This is a genomic window from Synechococcus sp. CS-1333 (assembly GCF_025128015.1).
GTDB lineage: Bacteria > Cyanobacteriota > Cyanobacteriia > PCC-6307 > Cyanobiaceae > MW101C3.
The window spans coordinates 334,342-358,397 of the sequence record NZ_JAHLYO010000014.1; the positions used below are offsets into that span (position 1 = coordinate 334,342).

Annotated in this window: 30 protein-coding genes and 1 tRNA gene; 19 read left to right on the forward strand and 12 right to left on the reverse strand. The window is 64.9% G+C overall.

Features of this window, described 5'->3' with window-relative positions; all coding sequences use genetic code 11:
* Positions 1-45 precede the first annotated feature (45 nt).
* Positions 46-789 carry a bifunctional phosphoribosyl-AMP cyclohydrolase/phosphoribosyl-ATP diphosphatase HisIE gene (hisIE, locus tag KQ303_RS06125; protein WP_259729581.1) on the forward strand — a complete coding sequence of 248 codons (744 nt, stop codon included), beginning with the start codon at positions 46-48 and terminating at the stop codon, positions 787-789.
* Here hisIE and KQ303_RS06130 read toward each other — a convergent pair.
* Together KQ303_RS06130 and KQ303_RS06135 are read right to left on the reverse strand one after the other, a co-directional pair.
* Positions 780-1,634: a peptidase gene (locus tag KQ303_RS06130; RefSeq protein WP_259729582.1), complete on the reverse strand. Its 855-nt coding sequence runs from the start codon at positions 1,632-1,634 to the stop codon at positions 780-782. The genes hisIE and KQ303_RS06130 overlap by 10 nt on opposite strands.
* A 160-nt stretch (positions 1,635-1,794) precedes the next feature.
* Positions 1,795-2,322, reverse strand: coding sequence for a DUF2214 family protein (locus KQ303_RS06135; protein WP_259729583.1), 528 nt, complete (start codon positions 2,320-2,322; stop codon positions 1,795-1,797).
* 272 nt (positions 2,323-2,594) lie between these two features.
* Between KQ303_RS06135 and KQ303_RS06140 the strand changes: the two genes are divergently transcribed.
* The 5 genes from KQ303_RS06140 to KQ303_RS06160 all read left to right on the forward strand — a co-directional run bounded on the left by KQ303_RS06140 (position 2,595) and on the right by KQ303_RS06160 (position 5,156).
* Positions 2,595-3,518, forward strand: coding sequence for a sigma-70 family RNA polymerase sigma factor (locus KQ303_RS06140; protein WP_259729584.1), 924 nt, complete (start codon positions 2,595-2,597; stop codon positions 3,516-3,518).
* Between the two features lie 94 nt (positions 3,519-3,612).
* Positions 3,613-4,038 (forward strand): YkvA family protein, encoded by a 426-nt coding sequence (locus tag KQ303_RS06145; RefSeq protein ID WP_259729585.1) that lies wholly within the window; start codon positions 3,613-3,615, stop codon positions 4,036-4,038.
* The gene (locus tag KQ303_RS06150) at positions 4,038-4,343 is read left to right on the forward strand and encodes a hypothetical protein (RefSeq protein ID WP_259729586.1); all 306 of its coding nucleotides are present in this window, start codon (positions 4,038-4,040) and stop codon (positions 4,341-4,343) included. Before KQ303_RS06145 ends, KQ303_RS06150 begins: the two co-directional genes overlap by 1 nt.
* Positions 4,344-4,431: 88 nt before the next feature.
* Positions 4,432-4,665 (forward strand): hypothetical protein, encoded by a 234-nt coding sequence (locus KQ303_RS06155; RefSeq protein WP_259729696.1) that lies wholly within the window; start codon positions 4,432-4,434, stop codon positions 4,663-4,665.
* Entirely contained in the window at positions 4,665-5,156 is a 492-nt protein-coding gene (locus KQ303_RS06160; RefSeq protein ID WP_255099577.1) for a phosphate-starvation-inducible PsiE family protein, read from the forward strand. Before KQ303_RS06155 ends, KQ303_RS06160 begins: the two co-directional genes overlap by 1 nt.
* Here KQ303_RS06160 and KQ303_RS06165 read toward each other — a convergent pair.
* Positions 5,098-5,625, reverse strand: a complete 528-nt coding sequence (locus tag KQ303_RS06165) for a Nif11 domain/cupin domain-containing protein (RefSeq protein ID WP_259729587.1) — start codon at positions 5,623-5,625, stop codon at positions 5,098-5,100. The two genes, KQ303_RS06160 and KQ303_RS06165, sit on opposite strands and share 59 nt — an antisense overlap.
* A 24-nt stretch (positions 5,626-5,649) precedes the next feature.
* Positions 5,650-6,150, reverse strand: a complete 501-nt coding sequence (locus KQ303_RS06170; protein ID WP_259729588.1) for a GNAT family N-acetyltransferase — start codon at positions 6,148-6,150, stop codon at positions 5,650-5,652.
* A 347-nt stretch (positions 6,151-6,497) separates the two neighbouring features.
* Between KQ303_RS06170 and KQ303_RS06175 the strand changes: the two genes are divergently transcribed.
* Together KQ303_RS06175 and KQ303_RS06180 are read left to right on the forward strand one after the other, a co-directional pair.
* Positions 6,498-6,866, forward strand: a complete 369-nt coding sequence (locus tag KQ303_RS06175) for an AbrB family transcriptional regulator (RefSeq protein WP_094510925.1) — start codon at positions 6,498-6,500, stop codon at positions 6,864-6,866.
* A gap of 26 nt (positions 6,867-6,892) precedes the next feature.
* Positions 6,893-7,306, forward strand: a complete 414-nt coding sequence (locus KQ303_RS06180; protein WP_259729589.1) for a c-type cytochrome — start codon at positions 6,893-6,895, stop codon at positions 7,304-7,306.
* Positions 7,307-7,362: 56 nt separating this feature from the next.
* Here the strand turns inward: KQ303_RS06180 and KQ303_RS06185 are convergent, their stop codons facing one another.
* Together KQ303_RS06185 and KQ303_RS06190 are read right to left on the reverse strand one after the other, a co-directional pair.
* Positions 7,363-7,635 (reverse strand): YciI family protein, encoded by a 273-nt coding sequence (locus KQ303_RS06185; RefSeq protein ID WP_094510927.1) that lies wholly within the window; start codon positions 7,633-7,635, stop codon positions 7,363-7,365.
* A gap of 8 nt (positions 7,636-7,643) precedes the next feature.
* The gene (locus tag KQ303_RS06190; protein WP_259729590.1) at positions 7,644-7,829 is read right to left on the reverse strand and encodes a DUF2256 domain-containing protein; all 186 of its coding nucleotides are present in this window, start codon (positions 7,827-7,829) and stop codon (positions 7,644-7,646) included.
* A gap of 39 nt (positions 7,830-7,868) precedes the next feature.
* On the opposite strand from KQ303_RS06190, the gene KQ303_RS06195 reads away from it, so the two are divergent.
* On the forward strand, positions 7,869-8,099 hold the full coding sequence (locus KQ303_RS06195) for a FeoA family protein (RefSeq protein ID WP_094510929.1): 231 nt from the start codon (positions 7,869-7,871) through the stop codon (positions 8,097-8,099).
* Positions 8,100-8,104: 5 nt separating this feature from the next.
* On the opposite strand, the gene feoB is transcribed toward KQ303_RS06195, so the two are convergent.
* Entirely contained in the window at positions 8,105-9,955 is a 1,851-nt protein-coding gene (feoB, locus tag KQ303_RS06200; RefSeq protein WP_259729591.1) for a ferrous iron transport protein B, read from the reverse strand.
* Positions 9,956-10,201: 246 nt separating this feature from the next.
* Here feoB and KQ303_RS06205 point away from each other — a divergent pair, with 246 nt between their 5' ends.
* Positions 10,202-11,203, forward strand: coding sequence for an NAD(P)-dependent alcohol dehydrogenase (locus KQ303_RS06205; protein WP_259729592.1), 1,002 nt, complete (start codon positions 10,202-10,204; stop codon positions 11,201-11,203).
* A gap of 16 nt (positions 11,204-11,219) precedes the next feature.
* On the opposite strand, the gene KQ303_RS06210 is transcribed toward KQ303_RS06205, so the two are convergent.
* The 4 genes from KQ303_RS06210 to ndhL form a co-directional block, all read right to left on the reverse strand.
* Entirely contained in the window at positions 11,220-11,867 is a 648-nt protein-coding gene (locus KQ303_RS06210; RefSeq protein ID WP_259729593.1) for a class I SAM-dependent methyltransferase, read from the reverse strand.
* 11 nt (positions 11,868-11,878) lie between these two features.
* The gene (trpA, locus tag KQ303_RS06215) at positions 11,879-12,721 is read right to left on the reverse strand and encodes a tryptophan synthase subunit alpha (protein WP_259729594.1); all 843 of its coding nucleotides are present in this window, start codon (positions 12,719-12,721) and stop codon (positions 11,879-11,881) included.
* Between the two features lie 96 nt (positions 12,722-12,817).
* Entirely contained in the window at positions 12,818-13,153 is a 336-nt protein-coding gene (locus tag KQ303_RS06220; protein ID WP_259729595.1) for a DUF3007 family protein, read from the reverse strand.
* A complete protein-coding gene (gene ndhL / locus KQ303_RS06225) occupies positions 13,150-13,398 on the reverse strand; it encodes an NAD(P)H-quinone oxidoreductase subunit L (RefSeq protein WP_158217430.1) in 249 nt (82 codons plus the stop codon). Before ndhL ends, KQ303_RS06220 begins: the two co-directional genes overlap by 4 nt.
* Before the next feature lie 41 nt (positions 13,399-13,439).
* Between ndhL and KQ303_RS06230 the strand changes: the two genes are divergently transcribed.
* Together KQ303_RS06230 and KQ303_RS06235 are read left to right on the forward strand one after the other, a co-directional pair.
* A tRNA-Leu gene (locus tag KQ303_RS06230) sits at positions 13,440-13,523 on the forward strand.
* 196 nt (positions 13,524-13,719) lie between these two features.
* Positions 13,720-14,763 (forward strand): integrase, encoded by a 1,044-nt coding sequence (locus KQ303_RS06235; protein WP_259729596.1) that lies wholly within the window; start codon positions 13,720-13,722, stop codon positions 14,761-14,763.
* On the opposite strand, the gene KQ303_RS06240 is transcribed toward KQ303_RS06235, so the two are convergent.
* Entirely contained in the window at positions 14,743-15,042 is a 300-nt protein-coding gene (locus KQ303_RS06240; protein ID WP_259729597.1) for a hypothetical protein, read from the reverse strand. The genes KQ303_RS06235 and KQ303_RS06240 overlap by 21 nt on opposite strands.
* Before the next feature lie 456 nt (positions 15,043-15,498).
* Here KQ303_RS06240 and KQ303_RS06245 point away from each other — a divergent pair, with 456 nt between their 5' ends.
* The 7 genes from KQ303_RS06245 (at position 15,499) to KQ303_RS06275 (ending at position 23,863) form a co-directional block, all read left to right on the forward strand.
* On the forward strand, positions 15,499-18,738 hold the full coding sequence (locus KQ303_RS06245; protein ID WP_259729598.1) for a DUF5906 domain-containing protein: 3,240 nt from the start codon (positions 15,499-15,501) through the stop codon (positions 18,736-18,738).
* Between the two features lie 778 nt (positions 18,739-19,516).
* Entirely contained in the window at positions 19,517-19,981 is a 465-nt protein-coding gene (locus KQ303_RS06250; RefSeq protein ID WP_259729599.1) for an RNA polymerase subunit sigma-70, read from the forward strand.
* Positions 19,982-21,330: 1,349 nt separating this feature from the next.
* Positions 21,331-21,732, forward strand: a complete 402-nt coding sequence (locus KQ303_RS06255) for a DUF6926 domain-containing protein (RefSeq protein WP_259729600.1) — start codon at positions 21,331-21,333, stop codon at positions 21,730-21,732.
* The gene (locus KQ303_RS06260; RefSeq protein WP_259729601.1) at positions 21,729-21,962 is read left to right on the forward strand and encodes a hypothetical protein; all 234 of its coding nucleotides are present in this window, start codon (positions 21,729-21,731) and stop codon (positions 21,960-21,962) included. The genes KQ303_RS06255 and KQ303_RS06260 overlap by 4 nt, the downstream gene beginning before the upstream one ends.
* 152 nt (positions 21,963-22,114) lie before the next feature.
* Positions 22,115-22,432, forward strand: coding sequence for a hypothetical protein (locus KQ303_RS06265; RefSeq protein WP_259729602.1), 318 nt, complete (start codon positions 22,115-22,117; stop codon positions 22,430-22,432).
* Positions 22,429-22,734: a hypothetical protein gene (locus tag KQ303_RS06270; protein WP_259729603.1), complete on the forward strand. Its 306-nt coding sequence runs from the start codon at positions 22,429-22,431 to the stop codon at positions 22,732-22,734. Before KQ303_RS06265 ends, KQ303_RS06270 begins: the two co-directional genes overlap by 4 nt.
* Before the next feature lie 112 nt (positions 22,735-22,846).
* A complete protein-coding gene (locus tag KQ303_RS06275; RefSeq protein ID WP_259729604.1) occupies positions 22,847-23,863 on the forward strand; it encodes a DUF932 domain-containing protein in 1,017 nt (338 codons plus the stop codon).
* Positions 23,864-24,056 lie beyond the last annotated feature (193 nt).

Here is a 24,056-nt window from a genome sequence, read left to right on the forward strand (position 1 = left end):
GGGGGATCCTTTCGCCCCGCCGCGAGGTCTAGCGCGGACACCACCATGGAGGAATGCCATGCTGCCGCTGCGACACCCACAGCGGCCGGTGGGCCAGCCACCCAGATCGAAGCGTCCCTGGTGGAGCCGGCCTGGATCGATCAGCTGCGTTTCGATGCCGCCGGCCTGATTCCGGCCGTGGCCCAGGACTGGCTGGATGGGGCGGTGCTGATGGTGGCCTGGATGAACCGGGAAGCGATCACGCGCAGCCTGGCCAGCGGCGAGGTGCACTACTGGAGCCGTTCCCGCCAGGAGCTGTGGCACAAGGGAGCCACCAGCGGCCACTTCCAGACACTGCGCGGCCTCCGCTACGACTGCGACGCCGACGTGCTGCTGCTGACGATCGAGCAGAAGGGCGGGGTGGCGTGCCACACCGGGGCGCGCAGCTGCTTCTTTGCCGACGGCGAGCCGCAGGCGCAGGCGGCGGAGCCGGCTGTGGCGCTGCCGCCGCCGGCCGATGCCTGCACCGAGCTGGCACGGGTGATCGTGGCGCGGCGCGAGCAGCCGGAAGCGGGCAGCTACACCAACAAGCTGCTGGAGGGGGGTGATAACCGCATCCTCAAGAAGATCGGCGAGGAAAGTGCTGAATTCGTGATGGCCTGCAAGGACGACGATGCGGCCGGCATCGCCGGCGAGGCCGCCGACCTGATCTTTCACCTGCAGGTGGCGCTGGCCCATCACGGGGTCGAATGGCGCCGGGTGCTGGAGGTGCTGGCCGAACGCCGGGGGGCGCCCCGGCGTCACGGCTGAACGGGGACCGGCGCGGCAGCCGGTGCGGCAGCCGGTGCGGGCAGCGGCTGGCCGAAACGGCTGGGCTGGGCCTGCAGCCAGCGCAGGGTGGCCCGATCCCGGGCCGTGAGCGCCAGCACCGGCTGGCGGCCGGGCACAGCCGCCAGGGCATCGGCCGGATCGTCGCTGTGGCCCCACAGGCCGAAGGCATGGCCCAGCTCGTGCAGGGCGGTGGCCTGAATGGCCAGCTGACGCTGCCCCGGGCTGATCAGCACCTCCACCCGCGGCTCCAGCCGCCAGCGACCGGCCCGCTGCACCTCCAGCACCTGCAGCGAGGCGCGCCCGTGGCTGGCACGCAGGCGCCCGCCCAGCTCCCGCAGCGGCGGCCGCTGACGCCGCACCAGCACCTGCGCCTGCGCCGGATCCGTCACCCGCACAATCACCAGCTCCTCCGCCCAGCTGGCCAGCGCCGCGTTCACCGCCTGCTGCCAGCGACTCTCCAGGGACGCCGCCGCAGCGGGGGGGACAGCAGAGGGACCGGCAGCGGCAGGCTCCACCCAGACGCACCAGCGCGCCAGGCGCGCCCAACCGGCGGGCGTGGGCGTTAGCCGGTGGCTGTAGCCCACGGGAGCCTGCGGGGAGAGGGGGGGAGCTGCTGGATCAGGTGGGGGCTGAACGGCCTGCAGGCCGGAGGCTGTGTCCGTACCCCCAGTGGCGGGTGAGGCCGTGCGGCCTGTGGGGGCCGGGCCCGTACCGGCAGTGGCGGCTTTATCGGGCTGCCATGGCCGTGCGGCTACCGACGGCGTGCAGTCGGCGGTGGGATCAGCAGCGGCAAGCTCAGGCCCGGTCCCAGAAACCTCGCCCACTTGAACCGGAGGGAGACCCTCACGGCCTGCCCCCCACGACCCCGAATCCGGGAGGGGAAGAGCGGTGACCTGGCCGGCTGGCCAGACCAGGCAAGCAGCGAGCGCCTGGACCAGATAGTGCCGCAGCGAGCGGAGCCGAGGCCGCACAGGAACGGCTCGCTCAGGCCGCCAGGCCCACGCCGCGGGCCATGAGGGTGGCCAGCACTGGAATCAGCGCGAAACCCACCAGCTCGATGTTGAGGATCCAGCGCAGACGGCCTGCCAGGGCCTCACTCACCTCGGGCAGCTCCCCCTTGCGCAGCGGCAAGGCCCAGAGGATGTAGGTGATGGTGGGGTAGAGGGAAAGGCCACCCACTGCGAGGTAAAGGCCCACCTTCCACCAGAACACCGGGTTTTCGGTGTAGAAATCGGCCCCCTGGCCGTAGTGCAGCACCCGCAGGATGCCGCTGAGCAGCAGGGTGAGCGCGGCGATGCCGTACACGATGTCGGTGATCACCAGGGTGGTGGCCACCTCCTTGCTGGGGTTGGCCTGGATCAGGCGCCGCTCCAGCACCAAAGCGCCGAAGCACAGCATCACGCTGATGTAGTGCAGATAGGCCACACCGGCACTGGGCAGCACGCCAGTGGGAAACACGAAGGCGGGCAGGGGTGCGAGGTGCGCAGAGAGGAGCGGTGCGAGGGCGAGCATCGCCGGTGGCATCAAATCTGCGCGGACGGTAGCGGCCTGACGCGGCCGATCGCCCGCAACGCCAGGGGAAGTGGACCCAACGACAGCTCAAGGTGCAGCAGATCCGCCGCACCTTGCTGTGTTTCACCATCATTTAGGGGCAGATTTAGGCAGGGATAACGGAACGGAACGGCTCCATAATTGCCACTGAAACCTGAGAAACTGGAAGTCTTTCTATAGCTCCTCTTTTATCCTCAAAAGCACCGTAGGGTCGAAACAGATATCAGGAACATATGGCTAGCTCACTCAGTGCCTTTCTTGGCGAGATCGGCAGACATCAGCTGCTCAGCCCCGCGCAGGAACTCATGCTGGGCCGCAAGGTTCAGGCCATGGTGGAGATCGAAGAACGTTGCGGCGCAAGCCGACGCAACGGCGAACCCACCCCGCTCACGAGCATCGAAACACGCACGGTCCGCTATGGAATGCGCGCCAAGGAGCAGATGATCGTCGCCAACCTGCGCCTGGTGGTGAACCTGGCCAAGCGCTACCAGGGCAAGGGTCTTGACCTGCTCGACCTGATCCAGGAGGGCACGATCGGCCTGGCGCGGGCGGTGGAGAAGTACGACCCCACCCGCGGCCACCGCTTCAGCACTTATGCCTATTGGTGGATTCGTCAGGGCCTTAACCGGGCCCTCTCCACCCAGAGCCGCATGATCCGGATTCCGGTGAATGTCAACGAGAAACTCACACGGCTGCGGGCCGCCAAGGCGCAGCTGCTGCAGCTGAATGGCCTGACACCCACAGCGCGCGAGCTGGCCGCGTGCATGAGCATTCCTGTTGCCGATGTGGAGGAGCTGCTGGGCTGCGAACTGCGCAGTGTGACCGTGAGCCTGCAGGGCATCGTGAAATCAAAGGCGGATCCCTCCGAGCTGGTGGATGTGCTGCCCAGCAATGAGGTGCCACCGATGGAGCGGGCCGAGCAGGAGGAGCGGGCCGCCACCGCCTGGAACCTGCTCGAAGTGGCCCAGCTGACAGAACGAGAGCGCACGGTGGTGATCCTGCGTTTCGGGCTGGACGCGCAGCACGAGTGGCGCACCCTTGCCGAAGTGGCACGCCAACTGGGCTGCAGCCGCGAATACTGCCGCCAGGTGGTGCAACGCGCCCTGCGCAAACTGCGCAAGGCCGGCACACAAGCAGGCTTGGCGGGCGTGGCCTAGGCCGTGATCACCGTCCTCTCCAGCAAGAAGTCCGCCCTGGAACTCTGGAAGCGTGGCCGCGATGATGAACAGATTCCGTGCTTGGGAGTGAGTGATGACGCCAGGAGAAGCCACCCCAGGCGACGCTGGTTTTGAATCTTCCGGCTTCAATCCCGATGGCTCCGGCGATGCCGACCGCACCGTGGATGCACAGGTGCTGGAAAGCAGCGTGGTGGATGAGGGGCTGCTGCAGCGGCTTCTGCGGCGCGCCGGCCGAGCGATCGCTCTGCCCGCACTGGAATGTCTGGAATTGCTGCTCGATGGCCAGACCCCGCCGCAGGTGCGCCTCACGATGCTGGCGGCACTCACCTACCTGCTCCTGCCCCTCGATCTCATCCCCGATTTCGTGCCGGTGGCCGGCTTCAGCGATGATCTGGTGGCGCTTACGGCCCTGCTGGGGCTCACCGGTAGCCACCTCACCCCGGATATCCGGTCACGGGCACGCCGCAAACTGGATCGCTGGTTCCCGCCCACCCGTTGATGGCCTCCTTCACCTCCCCGCAACTGGAGGATCTGCAGACCTTCCTGAAGGAATGGATGCGTCACCATGGCCGCACCCAGTCGGATCTGCGCCGGGCGTTGCGGGCCGGCTCCACCCGCATGCCCGTGCTGCTCGAAGAACTGCAGCGACTGGAGCAGGAGGAGGGCTTGGCCCGGCTCGCCGCCCAGCTCTGCGCCATTGAGGAGCAGTGGCTGGGTGAGCAGCTGGAGGGGCGCCCGGATGAGCAGCTCGATGGACAGCTGGATCTGTTGCTGCAGGAAATCCTGCAGGACGGCCAGAACTGATCCCCGCAGGCAGAGTGGGAGCATTCACCTCCCTCCGATGCTGCCCCCCCGTCGTCCACCAACCGGCCCAGCCATGGGCCGATCACTGATGTTGATCGTCAGCGGCTCCCTGATCAGCTTCGGCAGCCTTGGCGCTGTCCCGGCGTTCGCCCAGCGCGAGGGCTACCTGCTGGGTCCGGGCAGCAACGTGGGTCCCGCCACCCGCATCGTGCCCACCAATTGCGTCACGGCGGCCGATGGCTCGGTCACCTGTGACACCAAGATCGAGAACCCTCCTGGCGACACCCGCGCCAAACCCCAGTACACCCCCTTCGGTAACTGATGCGCTGGAGCCGTGGCAAAGCGGGAGACGAGGCCTTCCTCCATCTCGTTGACCGATTCGAGCGCCAACTTGCCAAGGTGCTCTCGTTGATTCTCTGCATCGTGCTGCTGGCGGCCGCCGTCCAGTTCGTCGGTGCGGTGATCCAGCAATTCATTGATCCCAACACAGGCTGGCTGGGCGACGACCTGATCCGTCTGCTCGGCGATCTGCTCACGCTGCTGATTGCCCTCGAGGTGCTGCAGAACGTGACCGCCTACCTGCGCCATCACGTGGTGCAGATCGAGCTGGTGCTGATCACGGCACTCACCGCCGTGGCGCGGAAGGTGATCGTGCTGCCACCGGGTTCGGAAGACAAACCGATGCTGCTGGTGGGTCTCGGCCTGGCCGTGCTGTCGTTGTCGGGGGGTTACTGGCTGGTGCGCCGCGCAGACATCACAACCCTGAACGCCAGTGCAACGCCAGCCAGAGCGTTCCCGGAGCAGGATCCGTAGCCTCCACCCGGTGCGGGCGTCCGGGGGCAATCCGCAGCGTGTCGCCAGCCACCAGCTCCCTGCTGGCGGGTTCATCGGCGAAGGCCAGGCGGGCTCCACCGCGCAGCACCAGCACCCACTCCTCCAGCTCCTGGCTCTGCCACTGCCCGGCAGGGGTGGACCAGGCGCAGGAATGGATCCGCTCCAGCCGTAGATCGGGGGTGTCGAGCAGCAGATCCAGCCGCTCTTCACCCAGCGGCGGGCAGGGACTGGCCAGCAGATTGTCGGCACCCGGAACGGCAGGCGGCAGGTGTTCGCCCCAGCGGCGACCGATCTCAAAGCCGTGGCGGCGGGCCAGTGCCACCACCTCGTGATGGCTGCTGCAATCGCGCAGGGCCTGCTCCACGTCGGGGTCGGCGTCGCTGAGGGCCACGAAGGCCACCAATTGGCTCACCTTGGCGCGGAACTGCTGCAGATCGCTTTCGGCCATGGACCCTGACGCTGAACCTGTCCATCATCCCGGCGGGGCGGAATCGAGGGTTTTGTGCATCAGCGAGCGCCGGAACGACACCCCTCCCAGTTCCAGATCCTCCATCGCCATCACCTGCCAGCCCTGGCGCTCAAACAGCGGACGAGAGATGAAGCTGGCCTCCGTGCGCAGGGAGGCCACCCCAGCGGTGCGGGCCAGGGCTTCGAGGGCCTGCAGCAGGGCGCCGGCCCGGCCCTGGCGGCAGGAACGGCCGCGGCAGTACAACAGCGAAACGCGATCCAGCGGCTCCAGCACGGCGAACGCCTCGATGGGCGGCACGGGATCGGTGCCGGAGGGTTCACCCTCACTCACCAAGCCGAATCCCCGCTCCAGAGTGAGCCTGAAGTCCGGGCGGTTGAGCGGCAGACCTGCCCAGGCCGCCACTTGTTGCGGGCTGTAAAGCGCAGGGGCCTGGGTGTGCACGGCATCGCGGTACACCTCGATGACGGCGGTGTGATCGTCGGGAGTGAGACGACGGATCAGCACGGCTGCAGCCTGGCAAAAGCGCCGTGCCTTAAAGCGAGGGGGAACGAAGTGTACATTCGCTGCAGCCATGGGTTTCGTTATCTTCCCAGTTATTCACCCATGCCTGAGTGTTGACGAGGAGAAGAGGACGAAGCTGCCATGCTGAAGCTGTGGGTTGGTGCCGGATCCGCAGCCGGCCGATGGCCACTGTTGGCGGACCGGGGCGTACTCCCGAGGCGTTTCGAGGCGCTGATCTTTAAGCACGATCTGGCCACCGTGAACTCGCAGAGTGAGGCGATGGTGATCGCATGCGATCGATCCATCGTGTAAGTTGTAGAGCGCAAGGCACGTACAACGGAGAAGATCTCATGATCAAAGGAGCAGATTTGCTGGCCAAGGTCAAGGAGATGGGCGACGTCGGGAAATCCGAAATCGTTCGCGCCTGTGGCTATGTTTCCACCAAGAAGGATGGCTCCGACCGCCTCAACTTCACAGCCTTCTATGAGGCGCTGCTGGAGGCCAAGGGTGTGGATCTGGGTGCCACCAGCAAGATGGGCAAAGGTGGCCGCAAGCTCAGCTACATCGCCACTGTGCAAGGCAATGGGAACCTGCTGATCGGCAAGGCCTACACCGCGATGCTGGATCTCAAACCCGGCGACGAATTCGAGATCAAGCTGGGCCGCAAGCAGATCCGGCTGATCCCCGCCGGCAGCGAAGATGTCGAGGCCGACGACTGATCCATCCGTCCCTGGCGCCGCCACCCATGCCTCTTCCCTGCGCCCACACCACTGACCCCGGCCCCGCCGCCCTCAGGCGGCTCCGGTTGGTGGCCTGGCTGGTGGTCTTCGCCGTGATCCTGCTGGCCTGGTGGCCCCGGCCAGCCTGGGGAGACGCCCCCACCCTGCAGGCCAGCGGCGCCCAGCTGTTCGAGAACCACTGCGTGGGGTGTCACATCAACGGCGGCAACATCCTGCGGCGCGGCAAAACCCTGAAACTGGCCGCGCTGCAGCGCCAGGGCATCGACGGCCCCGACGCCATCGCCCGGATCGCCGCCGCCGGCCAGGGCCAGATGAGCGGCTACGCCAAGGTGCTCGGCGACGGCGGCGACCAGCTGGTGGCGGCCTGGGTGTGGGAGCAGGCCCTGCGCGACTGGAAACCGGCCCCTCCGGTGGGCTGAAGGAACAGCGCGCTCAGGCGGCGAACGCAACCCCTCCGCGCTTCACGGTCGCAACGTCATCCGATCGCCTGGATCCACGGGTACACCTGCACCTCGGTCCAGATGCCCTCGCGGGCATACACATCGGCGTGCACCAGCGCTTCCACCTGCTCCAGGGCGTCCGCCTCATACAGGCCGAACACATGGGTGCTGCCTTCGGTGGGTCCGAGCGTGAGCAGCACACCCTCCGCATGTTGGCGGTGCAGGCCGTCAAGGTGCTCCTGCCGAAAGGGGGTGCGCCGCGTGAGGGCGTCCTCGCAGTAGGTGCCCCAGAGCACGAATTTCGCCATCGCCGTGGTCAGCGGGTTGCAGGATCCACTGTGCCGCCCCGCCGCCGCCGGCAACGCTCGGAGCAATACCGCACCTCCTCCCACACGGCGCTCCAGCGGCGGCGCCATTGGAACGGCCTGCCGCACACCGGGCAGATCTTGGTGGGGCGGTCACCACGCCGCGACGGCCGGTTGGCAGGCTGTTGTGCTGCCATCCCACCTCCTACGTTGAACAACGCTTCCAGTCCACCACCATGACGCTGGCAACCGCGCCGATCGGTCAGGTCGTCGTGCTGGTCACGCTGCCCCAGCTCCCCTCCCTCCACGACCGCCTGCGAGCGATGGGATTGCGGCCGGGCTCCGAAGTGCAGGTGCTGCGCCGTGGCTTCCCCGGCGGCCTGCTGCATGTGCGTTGCGGGCAGGTGGAATTCATGCTGCGGCGCAGTGATGCTGCGGAGATGGCGATCCGACCGCTGGCTGCTTGATCCGCTCAACCCAGACCAAGCAGCAGGCCGCCCTGATAGGTGAGCAGGGCCATCACCCAGGCCAGCGTGAACGACCAGGCCAACGACACCAACACGAACACGCGGCTGCGCGATTCCTGCCACTGCACCGCCACCGTGGACAGGCACGGGGTGTAGAGGAGCGTGAACATCATGAAACTGACGGCCTGCAGCGGCGTGATCGCCTGCACCAACGCTCCGCCCAGGCCCGCCTGGCTGGTGGCATAGATCACCGCCATCGCCCCCAGCAGGATTTCCTTGGCCACGAAACCGAAGATCAGCGACACCGTGAGGGCGGGGTTCATGCCGATCGGCCCGAGCAGTGGCTGGAAGGTGCGTCCAATCATTCCCGACAGTGACAGGCCGGAAAGCGGATCCACGCCCGGCGGCAGGTTGTTGAGCAGCCACACGGCGATCACGCCGATCACGATGAACTGGCGGGTGGTGAAGAAGAAAGTCACCATCTGCTGCCAGGCGCGCTGCAGCATGGTGTCGAGACTGGGGGTGCGGTAAGGGGGCAGCTCGAGCACGAATCCCTCGCGGCCGCGGTACACGTGCTTGAACAGCAGTGCCGTGAGCACCGCCGCCACGAAGCTCATCACGTAGAAGCCGAACACCACCAGCCCCGCCGCCCACCAGGGGCGCACAAAAAAGGCGCCGGCCATGAACACGAACACCGCCAGCCGCGCCTGGCAGAGCGAGAACGGGATCACCAGCATCGACAGCAGCCGCCGGGGGCGGTCGCGGATCACCCGGGTGCCCATGATCGCCGGCACATTGCAGCCGAAGCCCATGATCTGCAGCACGAAGCTGCGGCCATCCATGCCGAGCCAGTGCATGAAGCCGTCCATCAGGAAGGCGGAGCGGGCCAGATAACCCGAGTCTTCGATCAGGGAGATCATCAGATAGAAGAGGAAGATGATCGGCATGAAGCTCACCACAGTGGTGAGCCCGAGCCAGAGCCCATCGGTGGCCAGGTGCACGAGGAAGGGAGAGAGCCGCAGGGACTGCAGCAGCGGCAGCAGCAGCCGGGTTTCCAGTGCATCGGCGGCAGTGCCGATCAGCTCCTGCAGTGGCGTGCCGATCGCGTAGATCGCCTGGAACATGGCGAGCATCACGACCAGGAAAGCCAGCACGCCCACCGCTGGATGCAGCAGGAAGCGGTCGATCCGGTGGCTGAGGCGGTCGATCAGGTCGTGCGGTGCCTGCACGCAGGCCGCTGACAACGCCTGCAGGCGCGCATCGAGTTCATCGCCCTCGAGCTGGACAGGGGGCGGGAAGGTGATCGCCTCGAGGCGGTGAATCTGATGCAAGAGCTCCGGCACCCCGCGACCGCTGCGGGCGCTGATCGGCACCACCGGCACCTGCAGGTCTTCACTGAGACGGGCCGCGTTCACCTTCACGCCGAAGCGCGCGGCTTCGTCGCTCATGTTGAGCGCCACGATGAACGGCAGGCCGGTGGCGCGCAGCTCCAGGGCGAGGCGCAGCTGGGTGGCGGCGCGGCTGGCGTTGATCACCAGCACGATCAGATCCGGCGGGGCTGTAGCCAGATAGCGGCGCACGATCGCCTCGTCTTCGCTGCTGCCCTTGAGGTCATGGATGCCGGGCAGATCCACCAGTTGGTAGTCGTTGCCGAAGGCATCGCTGGGCAGTTCACCGCGCAGCAGATCCACGGTGAGGCCCGGCCAGTTGGCCACATGGGCGCGGCCGCCGGTGAGCTTGTTGTAAAGGGTGGATTTGCCGGTGTTGGGCATGCCGATCAAGGCCACCTGGCGCACCCCGCCCGGCAGCGCCGCCGCCGAGCCGGGCGTATGGCAACCCTGGGTGATCGCAGGCATCCCCTCACGTTAGGAGCAGAAAACAAGGCGCAGCCTTCAGCGCGCGGAGGTAGGCACCAACCAGGCCATCGCGCCTCAGCTGGCGATCCAACAGCAACCCGGACGACCCGCACGGCCCATCCACCAGCGATCCAGGCGGCCAGCGATCAGCACGCCAAAAGGCGAACCTGATGGCGATCCGGCCACGGCCGCTCCCAGGCCCGCGCAGATCGCCATGCTGGGGTCAACAACGCCAACGGACGCTCCATGCAGATCACCACCTGGCGGGCAGAAACTGCCGGAGCCCCGCTGCAGCGCAGCAGCGCCGAGCTGTTGCCTCCAGGCCCCGGCGAAGCGCTGCTGGAGGTGCTGCACTGCGGCCTGTGCCACAGCGATCTGTCGATGCTCGACAACCACTGGGGGATCAGCAGCTATCCGCTGGTGGCCGGCCATGAGGCGGTGGGCCGGGTGGTGGCGGTGGGCGAAGGGGTGCCGGAAACGCTGATCGGCCAGCTGCGCGGCCTGGGCTGGATCGCCGGAAGCTGCAGCCACTGCGCCCTGTGCCTCGGGGGGGATCAGAACCTCTGCGCCGACCTGGAGGCGAGCGTGGTGGGCCGCAGCGGCGGCTTCGCCAGCCATGTGAAGGCCCAGCAGGACTGGCTGATCCCCATCCCCGACAGCCTCGATCCAGCCTTGGCGGGCCCGCTGTTCTGCGGCGGCATCACCGTGTTCGCGCCCCTGATCGACGAGGCCGTCTCCCCCACCGCCCATGTGGGCGTGATCGGCATCGGCGGGTTGGGCCACATGGCGCTGCAGTTCGCCCGCGCCTGGGGCTGCCAGGTGACCGCCATCACCACCAACCCCGCCAAGGCGGAGGAGGCGCGCGGCTTCGGGGCCCATGAGATCCAGCTGCTGGGCGATCTGGCCGCCACGCCGAACCGCTACGACCTGATCATCAACACCACCAACCAACCGCTGGATTGGGACGCGGTGGTGAACGCCCTGGCACCGAAGGGCCGGCTGCACCAGCTCGGTGTGACGCTGGAGCCCATCCCCTTCAATGTGTTCCCGTTCATCGCCGGACGGCGCCAGTTCACCGGCAGCCCCACCTCCTCACCCGCCAGCCTGCTGAAGATGATGGAGTTCTGCGCGCGGCACGGCATCCAACCTCAGGTGGAAAGCCTGCCCATGCACGAGATCAACACCGCCATCGCCCGGCTGCGCAGCGGCGACGTGCGCTACCGCTTCGTGCTCGACGGACCGGCCTGAGCCGGACGCCAGCGCCTCAGGCGCCGGCGGGAGAACGGCGGAACACCAGCAGGCGGTTGTTGGCCGGCAGCGGCAGATCCTCGGCCGCCAGCAGACCCACCGCCCTGGCGCAGGCGAGCAGCTCCAGGCTGTCGCGCACCCCCATGGCGGGATCGATCGCGCGCAGGTGGGCATCAAAGGCGGCATTGCTGGCGCTGGTGTGCACACCGCCATCGTGGAAGGGGCCATAAAGCAGAAACAGCCCACCCGCAGGCAGCACCCGGGCACTGCCGGCGAACAGAGCGGGCACGGCCGCCGCCGGCATGATGTGGGCGGTGTTGGCGCTGAACACCGCATCGAACGGACCGGCCGGCCAGTCGGGCTGGGTCACATCCAGCTGCAGCGGCGGCAGCAGCTGGCCGACGGCCGGCACGCCGTCGGCGCTGGCGTGCGCCTGGCGCCGCCGCAGCCCCGGCAGGTGCTCAGGCCGGTCGCTGAGTTGCCAGCGTACGGGCAGGTGCTGGCTGAAATGCACGCCGTGCTGGCCGGTGCCCGAGCCCACCTCCAGCACCAGTGCCGGCCGGTCGGGGGGCTGGGGCAGCCACGTGCGCAGCGCCTCCAGCAGCGGCTGCTTGTTGCGCTCGCAGGCTTCGGAAAAGGGCAGATCGAGCGGCTGGGGGGGCATGGGCAGGGCGCTCAGCTGTCGAGGGCCTGGCGCAGGCCGCTTGCATAGGCGCCAGCGGCGGCAGCCACGGACGCGCCCTCAGCGGCCGCCGCCGCCATCACCTTCACCAGCGCGCTGCCCACGATCGCGCCATCGGCACCCCAATCGCGCACCTGGAGGGCCTGCTCCGGCCCGGAGATGCCGAAGCCCACGGCCACGGGCGTGGGCCCCATGGCCTTGAGTTGCTGAACCAGGCCGCCCACGCGCATTTCCATCGCCGCACGCACACCGGTGACCCCGGTGACGCTGACCAGATAGGTGAAGCCCCGGCTGGCGGCGGCGATGCGCCCCATACGCTCGGATGGGGTGGTGGGTGCCACCAGCAGCACCAGATCAAGCCCCTCAGCCGCGGCGATCGGCGAGAGCCGCTCCGCTTCCTCCAACGGCAGATCGGGCACCACCAGGCCGGCGGCGCCGGCAGCGGCGGCCTCACGGCAGAAGGTTTCCATGCCGCGGTTGAGCAGCGGGTTGCTGTAGGTGAACAGCACCAGGGGAGTGGTGAGCTGACCGCGCAGGCCGGTGAGCATGTCGAGCACCTTGCCCGGCGTGGTGCCGGCGGCGAGGGCACGGCTGGCGGCCGCCTGGATCACCGGGCCATCGGCCAGCGGATCGCTGTAGGGGATGCCCAGCTCGATCAGGTCCGCGCCGGCCTCCTGCAGGGCGAGCAGGGTGGCAGCGGTGGTGGCCAGATCCGGATCACCGGCCATCAGGAACGGCATCAAGGCGCAACGCCCCTGCGCCTGCAGCTGGCTGAACCGTGCCTGGATGGCCGTGGTGCCGCTGGCGGCGACACTGCTGGAGGGGGTGGCGCTCATTCGGAGCCGGATCCTGCACGCTCTGGCCGTGAGCCTATGGGGTCGCTGGCAGGACGGCCCAGCAAGCCCTGGGCCCAATGCCTCAGCCGCGGTGGCTCAAAGGCTGGCGTCGTCCTTGAGCTGGCCGATCTCACGCAGCAGGCGTTCCTGCTCGGCAGGGCTGAGCGCGTCGAACTCCTTCTGCAGCTGCTCAGCAGTGATGGCGTCGTAACCGGCGCGGTACTGGCGGCGCTGCTCCATGAAGGTCATCTTGCCGGTGACCACCCGCAGCAGGTAGCTGCCCGTCCAGCCGAGCACGATCAGAATCAAGACCGCCTCGGCGGCGATGCCGGCCGAAAAGCCCTCGAAGCCGGCCGCCTTGAAGGCCCAGTAGCCAAGGCCACCGAGCCCGAACACGCCAAGCCCAAGCAGCAGTGCCTGGCCGCGCGTCATTCGCCCTGGCCGGCAAGCCTGAAGTTGAGGAAGGGCGAAAACACGATCATGCCCGGGAAGAACAGGAAGACCAGGCCGTAGACGGCCGTGCGCTCGATCTTGCCCATCACCATCCAGCGCTTGTTCATCCAGAAGAACAGCACCAGCGGCACCACCACCAGATAGGCCCCGCCAAGCAGCAGGTAGGCACCGAGCACCAGCAGGGTGTCAAGCGGCAGGGTGCTGAGAAACCCGGGCAACGGCACGGAGGAGGGAGCAGGTTGAAGAAATTCTAGGATCAGCGTGCGGGGGCATGGCGGAACCGGTAGACGCAGCGGACTTAAAATCCGCAGGCCGCAAGGCTGTGGGGGTTCAAGTCCCCCTGCCCCCATCGCTAGAAATCATTGCAGCACAAAGCTTTTAAGCTGGCTTATGAACCTGGAACCGATTTCCGCTTAGGCACGACCTAGGCACGTTTGGGCACAAAAAGGGCCAAACTAGGCACGGTTCTAGGCACGGTCGCCATGCCCTCACGGGACCCATATCTGACCCGTGTCAACCGGGCTCTCAGGGACCTGGGCTGCGCGGTGGCCATTGAGGTCTCACCTTCCGGCAAGCGACTGCGCCTAAGGAGCACGCTGCCCTTCCCCGATGGCTCCTGGAAACAGCAGCGCATCAGTACCCCGATCACCTATCCCGCAGGATTGGAGCAGGCCCGCAAGCTCGCCGAAGAACTCGGCCGCGATGTCGAGCTCCATCGAATGGGGCTGGATCCCTTCCCCTTCGATCGGTGGGTAGCTGGTCCCTATAAGAGTGCTCGAGATGCCGGGGACGCGATTAGCGGTGTGGAGGCGATCCGCCGCACCGAGCAATGGTGGAACCACCAGCGTCGGCGGGGGGTTAGTGCCCCGGTTTCCTGGGCCACCGACTACGCCTCTCCCCTGAAGCCACTCCTATCTCTCGGAAAGATTGACCTGAATGTCTTGACGGCTCTGGTCGAGAGCAAGGAAGTGGGGAGCCGCAACCGGCGTCGCGCTTCGATCGCCGCCGTGGCGGTAGCCCGTGCGATCGAGTTGGGTCCGGACGCGGTTCTGAAGCTGAAGGATCTCGGCAAGGGGTACACCCCACAGAAAGATGCCGCCCCGCGTGAGCTGCCCACTGATGCGGTAATTGTTGAGGTGATCGATGCGTTGCCGACCGATTGGCAGTGGGTTGCTGGCGTCTGCGCTACTTACGGAACCCGCCCGCATGAAGCACTGATGAAGTCCCAAGTGTTACCAAATGGCCTCGTAGCGATCGTGGGCGGAAAGACCGGGGCCCGCCAAGGGCTGCCGCTCCCGAAGATCTGGATCGATCGCTGGTCTCTTGAGCGCAGGCGCCTCCCCGGCATCAACCTCGATCGGGACCACCGCACGGTGGGAGCACAGCTCGGTGTCGCGCTGCGCCGCTTCGGGGCACCGTTCAAGGCGTACGACCTGCGCCATGCCTGGGCGGTGCGGGCGATACACAACCCCCAGATAAGCCCTTCACTGGCGGCCAAGAGCCTCGGGCACTCGTTGATGGTGCACACTTCCCTGTACCAGCGGTGGTTCGACAGCGCCTCGATGGCGTCACTTGTTGCGCAGATGTGAGGAGAAGCCCTCCACATCCACGTAAAGCGTCCTGCGCTTGCCGGTGTCGCCGGTGGTAGCGCTCACGAACTGTGGAGGGATGCGACCACGGTCGATAGCCGCGCGCAAGGCACGGGAGCTGGGGAAGTGGAGGGCCTTTGCTGCCTCTGCCAAGGGGAGCCAGGGGCTGCTGCTGAGTCTGGGCTTGAGCTCCAGACGCGCCTGAATCAGATTCAGCTGAGCACTGATCAGATCGAACAGCTGCTTGGTGTCGTCTGTGGCTGTCAGGGAAGAACGCATGGCAGATGAAATAGCACAGATATATTTCAGCCCATTGGATTGACAGATGGAGGCAATTAAACCGTGCAAACCGTGCGAGTTCAGCGGGACTGCACGGTTTGCACGGTTTAAGGGAGTGCATCTTGGCTGAGTTCCGATTCAAATGAATGGGCCACAGCGCGTTGCGCCGCGCCTCCTACACTTGTTGCCAGTTATGTCATTGCGAGCGCTCTTTACTGCACATGGCCTGCTTGTTGCAGGGTGCTATCTGACGGGGGGCAGCGGCATGAAGGCTGCCGACCATTTCATGGGTTGGTGGATTCGCCGCTCCGCCTGGGCAGGTGACAACGGCGGTGATCGGTGGCGTGATCGGCAGTTCATTCCATTGATGCCTGGGTGGCGCAGGCCGTTACAGCCGGATGGACCGTCACCGTTCGTCAATGCCGCCGAAGGCTCCACCATCGGAGGGACCCGCTGATGGACGCCCTCAACCAGAGCAACACGGCCGGACCGGAGGACGACACCGTGCGGCCCACCACCGGGGGGGCAATAGCCGAGCTACCGCGGGAGACCACACGGCCAAGAGCCTCGTCGACCTCGTGGAGGGCCATCGACTTGGCCTGGCGGGCAGATGTTGAGAAGGAGAATGCAAGGGAACAGGCAAGGGACGCGAAGAGACTCGCCCTCAGGATGGAGACTTACATCCGCCGAGAGGAGGCGCTTCTGCACATCGAGTTGTTGGGTCTGAGGCATGACGAGGTGCGGTTCCGAACGGTGCCCGTCAACCCAAAACACATAAGCCTCCGCCGCAACTTCAAAGGCGAGGAGGGCGATCGAGATGTTGCTAAAACCATCGTCCAAGAGCTGGCGCCACGCGTGATGAACGGTGCTTCTGCCTTTGTGCTGCCGAATCCTGGCGGCAACAGGAAGGCCGAAATCACCGAGGTCAGGTCGATCAGAGCTGAGTGGGATGATCAACCGATCGAATGGCAGATCAGGGCTTGGGAGGTACTGGGCCTGCCCGAGCCTACCTTCCAAGTGAAAACCGGTGGGAAGAGTGTCCACAGCTACTGGGTGCTCACCGAAGGGGTGGATCCTGTGCGGGGGGAGAAGGCGGCACGCCGGGTGGTGAAGCTGGCGACCGATGCTGGCTTCCCCTCGGACCCAGCAGTCGTGAGCAGGTCGCAGCCGATGCGGCTTGCCGGATCGCGCTACATCGGCAAGTTCTCCAAGGAGGGGCAGCCGGAGAACCCGCTGGCGGGTAAGCCCATTGGCTATGCCGAGATTTTGGAAGGAGCGAATCGGGAGCGGCGTTACACAATTGAGGCGCTTGAGGCGATGTTGCCGGAGCTCACCAAGGGCGAGTCCGAGGAGGTGGGTCGGGTAGGCGCCGCTGCAGGTGACGTGTCGCACTCAGGCGAGGAAAGTCCCTGCCCGATCTGTGGTCGGGATTCCGACGCAGATTGCACGATCTTCGACAACGCCGATGGGGTGGTGGTGGTGGTTTGCCACCGAGGGAAGAGCTTCAGCCCGCCTACGGATCTGACCGTGGGCGATGTTATCGCCGGGAAGGTGGATCCTTCGACTCGGTGGGCCTACGCAGGGGAATCGCCCAAGGGGAGCTTTGGGCGGCCGGCTGCGAAGTTCAAGGAGGTGGGGGCGGAGGTGGCGCTGTGCAATGCCCTTCAGATTGAGCAGGCGCTGACTGAGGCGATGGCTTCGCCACGGCAGAAGCGGGATGACAGGGCGGTGGCTTCGGCTCCAGAGCAGGCTCCCACTCAAAAGGAAGTTACCGCTCCAGAGGTCACCGGCAACCCCGACATCGACTGGGGGACGGCTGTGTTCTGGGCGGAGAGCGAAGAGGATCGGGCGGCGCTGATGGCCGCAGGTTTGACCATCGCTGAGGGGATGGATGGCAAGGACTTCAAGGGACGGACGGTGTTCCTTTGCTGGAACAGCCGGGCGATGGTGAAGGTGCCGCAGGGGTTGAAAGATGTGGCACAGATGTTGGCAAACGGTGGTGGGGAGCCCCGGCTGATTCACCTTCCTTGTGAAGTACCGAAGACGCGGGGTGGGTTGGACCCCGACGCCAGTGCGAACACCCCGATCACCTTTCTCAAGAGACATGGGAGGGAGGCGCTGCTACTGCTTGCGGATCGGGCGGAGAGGTGCTGTGAAACAGATGAGGATGGGGAGAAGTGGGTGTGGTCACGCGACGAGCAGGCCGTTCCGGTTCAGGCCACCATCGCGTGGTCCGTTTTCAAGGATCAATTCGTCGTTGAGGGGGCCGAGGACCGCCTTTACGAATGGGAGGGTGACCGCTGGGTGCCGTTGCCGGGAAAAGCGAGCACAGCGATTGAGCAGCCTTTGCAGCGTTGGGTGGCGGCGATGCAATGGCGCACCGAAGTGACCCTTAGCAGCAAGGCGAGCATGGCTTTGATCGCCGAGTTGCGCGATCACCCGGGACGGCGGGCACTGTCCCTTGATCCGGTGGTTCAGCACGGGGTGCTGCCCATGCGAAATGGGGTTGTCAGGTTATCGGATGGTGTGCTTTTGCCCCATGACCGGAAGTACGGCAACACCTGGGTGCTGCCATACGAGTTCAGGCCGGACGAGCTGCCTGTGAAGATCCTCGCTTGCATCGAGCAGTTGCTGCCAAAGCCGCATCAGCAGCGGTTATTTCGGGCGGCATGTGCAGCCGCGTTGCGGCGGCTGGGGGCTAAGGGCTTCGTGGAGCTCACCGGCGTCGGTGACTCCGGCAAGTCGGTGCTGGCGCGGCTGCTGGAAGCACTGGTTGGGAGGGAATGTACGGCCAGCAGTCAGCTCCATCTAATGGAGGACAGGAACCAGCGGTTCGAGACGTATAAGGCGCGGGGTGCGGCGCTGCTGCAGTTTGCGGAGAGCCAGGACTATGCAGGACCGCTGGAGCGGCTGAAAGCCTTCACCGGTGGAGACACCATCGTGGCTGAACGCAAGAACTCGACCGAGAAGTATGACTTCACCTTTCGCGGCTTGGTGCTGTTAGTGGGGAACTCAGCGGTCAAGGCGAAGGACGACTCTTCGGCAGTGTTCAACCGCAGACGGAGCATCCACCTCGATAAGCCCATCCCAAAGGCAAACCGGAGGGACATGCTTTCATGCCACGAAGATCACTGGAAAGGCGAGCTCGTAGACGAGCTGGGGGCCTTCGTGTCATGGACAATAGCTATGGATCCTCAGGAAGCTAGAGAGGTGATGGAGGAACCCGGAGGGTTGGCTCAGCTTGATTCATTGCTGGATGCGGAGCTGACGAACTCGCCGCTGGCAGATTGGGCGGAGCAGTGTCTGATATTCGATGACACCCTTGATGAGAAGGGGAAGTATCACGGGCTAAAGATCGGTACCATCTCCTCCAGTGAGAGTTCCATGTTCGATGCACCGAATCACAAGATCTCGATGTTCGCTTACCCCTCCTACCGCGGCTGGATGGAGGATTCTGGCCTCAAGGGCAAAGAGTTGGCTGTGAGCCGGTTCAAAACCGCGCTGGTGAGTCTGTTGCGTGATCGATTGGGGCTGCCACTGCCGAAGGGTTCAATGAACGTGAGTCCTTACAGGACTCGGGATGGGGCACGGATCCCGATGCTGAGGATGCGGAGCGGAAATGAGGACACTGAGAACCCTGGAGTAATCCAATATGCACTTCAGCGGAAGCTCGGCGGCCATTCGCTGGAAGCGTAACGATGGCTCGAGCTGGAGGCAGCGATGGCAAGGAACCAGTCGGACCTAGGGGGTGACGGATCCCGGCAAGGGGTGATGGGTTCGTTATGGACTTGTGACGTTAAGAACCCAGTCGTAGACAGGGGTGTGACGGATGTGATGCTTTTCTTGTATTGAGATTTTTCTTGGGAAAGAAAGGGAGAGAAAGAAGGGGGGCTGGGTGACGAGTATGTCTACCCCTGAGTGGGGCCGATGGAGTTGGGAATATCCGTCACATCCACCACAACCCCTGGTAGGACTGGGTTTTTGACGTCACCGATCCGTCACGCCCCCGTCACCACCCATCACGCTGCGCCCGGCTTCGCCCACTGTGGTGGCTTTAGGGGGCGCCGCGGCGCAAGTGGCAAGGCGCCAAGCTGCCCTCACCTTAGGCAAGCGCATCGGTATCAAGCCAGTTGGCGAGTGTTACCCAAAACCCTTGAGTGCCGCTCCTGTGCCCGCTCATTGCATACTCTGATGCCCTCATGCTTCCCGGGCCTGGCCAAGACAGTAGGCGGCCTTCCAAGACGGCAGTAAAATTAACTATCGGATGCTGGTTCCCCGCGTGGTCTTTAAGCGCCTGGAGCCCTGGCAACTCTCCCGCCTCCGGCTCTGCGTCCCACTCATCAGCCAGTTCGGCCAGTGGGCTGAGGCAGGAGCGGTTAGCAGAAGCAGCAGGCACGAGATGGCCGCAGGGGAATCTCGCCACGGCTGGAAGGCCCGCCAAAACTGACGAAATCCAACTCGAACAGAAGCTGCAATGACCTCAGCCACCCTGAAACCCAGGCAAAGGAAGGCTGTTTTGATGACGGCTGAGGGGATGCAGCTGCGTCAAATCGCGCAGGAGCTCGGTATTGGCTATACGACGCTGCTGTCATGGGGGCGGAACCCTGCGTATGTGCGAGCGGTTGATGAGGCCTTGCAGCACATGGAGTCAGAGGCAACGAAGGAGTTGCAGCAGGGCTACGGAGATGCGGTTCAGAAGGCCAGAGAGCTGTTGCAGTCACAATCCGAATCGATTGCGTTAGGGGCTGCAAAGCTGATTATTAACACCATGAACCATGTGGTCGAGCGTCGTGAGTCTGCTACTCGGTGGGCAGAGCTATCGGAGCAGATTGAGGGCTTAGAGAAGCGTTTGGAACGCAGCGAGGTCATGGCCTCGGCGCACGACGTGGACCTGACCGAAAGGGCGATAGAAGCACACAGCATTGCTAATCGGGGTTAAACGCTCATTTCGCAGAGCTTCTTGTGGCCACATTCGCCATTTGCTCGGTCTGTGGGAAGTGATAGAGAGAATGGCTCGGACTATACCCCTGTGACTGTTTTGTAGATTGCAGACATGACGTTCCTATTGAGACCATGCCAAAGACTAGGTCAGTTTCTCGTTACCGTTAGTGATTCACAGGATGGCTGGACCCAGTCTTCTGTGTCTGAAAGTTTGCATGACTGATTCATTGAGAAGGGGGCCCTGTCGCTGACAGTCACTGTCATCCTTCATTCAGCTCTCCAATGAAGTGGTTTCGCGTGTTGGCCTCTCTAGCCCTTCTCTTTTACTCACATACATTTACAAGGAACTATATGTCTTGTCTGCTCCTCTAGGCCTCATTCAGTGTCTCAACCATTGCCCAGTCCGCAGTCATCCGGCCTTCCTCAATTGCTTGACGTATTGCTCGCTTTGCCCTTATGTTGCTTTCAACCGATGAGACAGGACTGCGCCGCAGTCGCTCACTCTCACCGGTCAGGCTCACGGCCTTGAAGCTGAGAGCCAAACAGCCTAATCCCTTTCACTGCAACAGTTTAACTGACGCATCAAGTCTATGCATCATTGCTAGCGGCATTTTGTGCTGCGGCTACAACATAGAAACGCTCCCCCGAGGTCGTACGGAATCCAACCTTTACTGGTTGTGGTGCCGTCAACTGGTAGGTGCAAACGAGACGCCTGACGGCAGCCAATCCGTTCAGCGCAGGGCATGCGGCCCAGTAGAGACACTCGTTCGGCCAAACGACGGAGGGGTTTAGCGAGAGGACGAGGGCAGCAGATGCCCGAGGACGGATCAAGCCGGTGCGCACCGTTGTGCGGGTCAACAGGCTTCCCGTGACAAAGTCTCTCCAGCGTTGCGCCAACACACAACAGGCGCCCATACATGCGCAGGACAGTATCAATAGACGCTAAGTCTTCCTCCTGCGGGGCCTTGCGGCCCTGACGCGTTACGCCCTTCCTATGCCCATTGGGGCCCGGTGTAGCCGTCGCAGCGAGATCGAGCACGATCTCCATCCCTCTTCCCATCTCGCCAAAGGTGGTTGATCAGGGATGCGGTGAAAATCCGGCTTCCAGTCTCCGGATGGGACTGAAAAGAAGGGCAAGAACACCCGACGAACACCATCCACATCCCCAATTCACCTGCATGCCTTCTAGGCCTCTTGGAGGTCATTGCGTAGCAGGCAAGGCGCAGCGAGTGCCCCCCTGTGTCCCTGCCAGGGGGCACTTCGCTGTATGGCGGTTCAAGTCCGCCTGGATTGGTTCGCCCCGCCTCCTGCGGGGCTTTTTTGTGTCCCTCTGACGCTGTGAATTCCATGCCTGCTTCCAGCCTCTACCTGCCAGGTCCACCCCTGTGCCCCCCCGAGCCCGTCTTCCTCAGCAGAAGCAAGCGGGACGCCCGCCACCCCTCTTTGGTCAGCTACCTGCTGCCCACCCATTGGGCCTGCTACTTCATCAACGCTGACCCCTCAGGTCTTGAGGATGACGAGATCGCTGCTGCCGATGCCTGGTGGCAGGAGACCTTCTCCTCCCGAGCCGCCAGCTGCGTCGATGCCGATGAGGAGTACGGCTTTACGGCATTCCACGACGCTGCCGGCTACTGCCTGGCCAGTGACTGCACTATCTACCGCTTCCTCCTGACGGCTGCGCCGGCTGTGGCTCCCCCCGTTGGGGCCCCGGCGCCTGCTGGGGCTCCCCCGTTGGCTGAGAAGCCATGAGCGGTTACTGCAAGGTCCGCTTCCGCTGTGCCCGCAGCGGCAACGCCACCGCCGCTCTGGTGTTGCCAGCAGAGCACCTCCGAGGTGCCTCCTACTCCAGCCTCTTGCGCTACTTCCCGGCCGCTGCCTTTGCCCGCATTCGCTCTCCCTGGCTGGATGTCTCCCCGCCATTCGATGAGGCCGCTGAAGCCCTGCGGTTCTGTTTTCCCGAGAACGGACCAGGGCACTGACGTTGACGTGCCTGCTTTCCAGCAAGCGGTCTGGTCCCTGCCTGCCGATCCACCACCTCCAGCTCCACCACCTCCAGCTCCACCGCCTCCAGCTGGTTAATCACCTGCCTCCCTCTCAATCCCCTCCACCGCCTGCTGCGCAGGCTTTTTTCATGCATTTCCACAGCGAGATCACCATTCGCCGCCCCGATGGTTCCGTCTTCCCTCCGATCGGCCTCCTCCATCAAGACGATGACGTCCTCTCCGGAATCCTGTTCCTCCAGAGCATGGGCCGCCAGATGGCGTGGCATCGCAATGGCGAGCTCAGCGGCCTCCAGCTCCGAGTCACCCCTACCCCTGAGCCTGAAAGCGCCGGACCCCTCAGCCGGGAAGCCGCCAGCTTGCCCCCTCCGAGCCACAAGGACCTGGATGACGCCTTCTCCTTCCTCGATTCCCCCACCTGCTGCCCCAATGGAGCCCACAGGCCATGAATGTCACCGTGCTGACGGGCACCGCCCCCCTGCCGGTGCAGCTGACCTGCTTTGACTGCGGCGCCGTCCGCGCCGAGCTGCTCCTGCTGGTCCCCGGCGTCACCCCCCGCTGGCACGAAGAGTCCGCCGGTGGCTTCTCAGTGCTGATCGAGGTCTGGGGGAAGCAGGCGCAGGAACTCAGTGACAACGCCACCCCCGGCATGCGGCTGTCGGCCTCCGGACGGCTGTGCGGGAACCACTGCGGCCTGCGGCTGGTGGTCGATCGCCTCCGGCTGCTCAACCCATCCCCCTCCTCCAGCTGATCCGTTCAAACGGGCAGGCGGGTGTGAGCCCCGCCCCAGCAGTTGCCGGTCTCCCCGCGAGGCCGGCTTTTTTGTCCTCTCTGGCGGCCTCCGCGCCGCAGCTGTGAATCTCATGTCCCACGATTTCCACTCCGGTGTCTTCCTCAACAGCCAGCCCGCCTGGCACCGCCTGGGCCTTGTCCTTGACGGCACCCTGCCGGCGCGGGAAGCCTTCCGCCTCGGTGGCGCCGACTTCCAGCTCGCCGGCCGCCCCGTCTATGACGCCGACATGCAGCCCATCGATGGCTACCAGGCGATTACAAGGACCGATACCGCCACAACCCTCTCGGTGATGAATGCCACCTACGAGGTGGTGCAAAACGAACAGTTGATCCGGGTCGCCGAGGCCCTCCATAGCGATGCGGTCATGGATGCGGTCTGCGTCCTGGCCGGCGGCCGCAAGGTGACGTTCACCGCAAGGGTGCGCCAATCAGAAGGGGAGGTGCTCCCTGGTGATCCGGTGAATCAGTACCTGGTCGGCTGCACGAGCCATGACGGCACGATCGCCTTCTCCGTGTTCTTCTCCCCCATCCGTGTGGTCTGCAAGAACACGCTCTCTGCTGCCCTGGGGCTTGCCTCAGCGAGTAGCCGGCGCCAGCAGGGCTGCCGCATCCGCCACACCCGTAATGCCAATGCCTTGATCAGCCGGCTGCCTGAGCTGATCGACCTGCAGAGGCAGCAATTCAGCGGAGGACTGGCCGAACTGCGGGCCATGGCCGCCGCCCCCTGCACGGCTGAGCAGTTCCGCAGTTATGTCGAGACCCTGTTCGCTGATCAGCTGCGGGGAGCGATCAATGACCGCCGGGGCGATGCGACAACCAGCCGGCCCAGGCGGCTGGAGGATCTTCCCGCCTGGGAGGGTCTGTCCGCCAAGTTCGACGGCCAGGCCATCGGCAGTGACATCCCCGGCGTGCAGGGCTCGATGTGGGGTGCGTATCAGGCGGTGACCGAATACCTCTCCCATGACGCTGGCCGCTCGAGAGATCCGATCGAAGCCGCCCGTCAACGCCTGGAGGGGCTGTGGTTTGGTAAAGCCGCCGCCACCCTCACCCAGGCGCATGAACTGGCGCTGGCGGCGACCCGCAGCTGAGGGCCTGCGGCTGGATACAGACGGGATCAGAAGAAAGCAGACGAAAAAATGGGCAAGGTCTCTGACCTCCTTGCCCGTTTTGTCCACACCAGCGGGCTGCGATGACCACCGGTGCCTCCTAATGCTGGCATCTCCTGTGGAGCAATCCATTGGGGGCATTCGCTTCTTTCGGTCTTTCGCCCGAGCTTCTCCT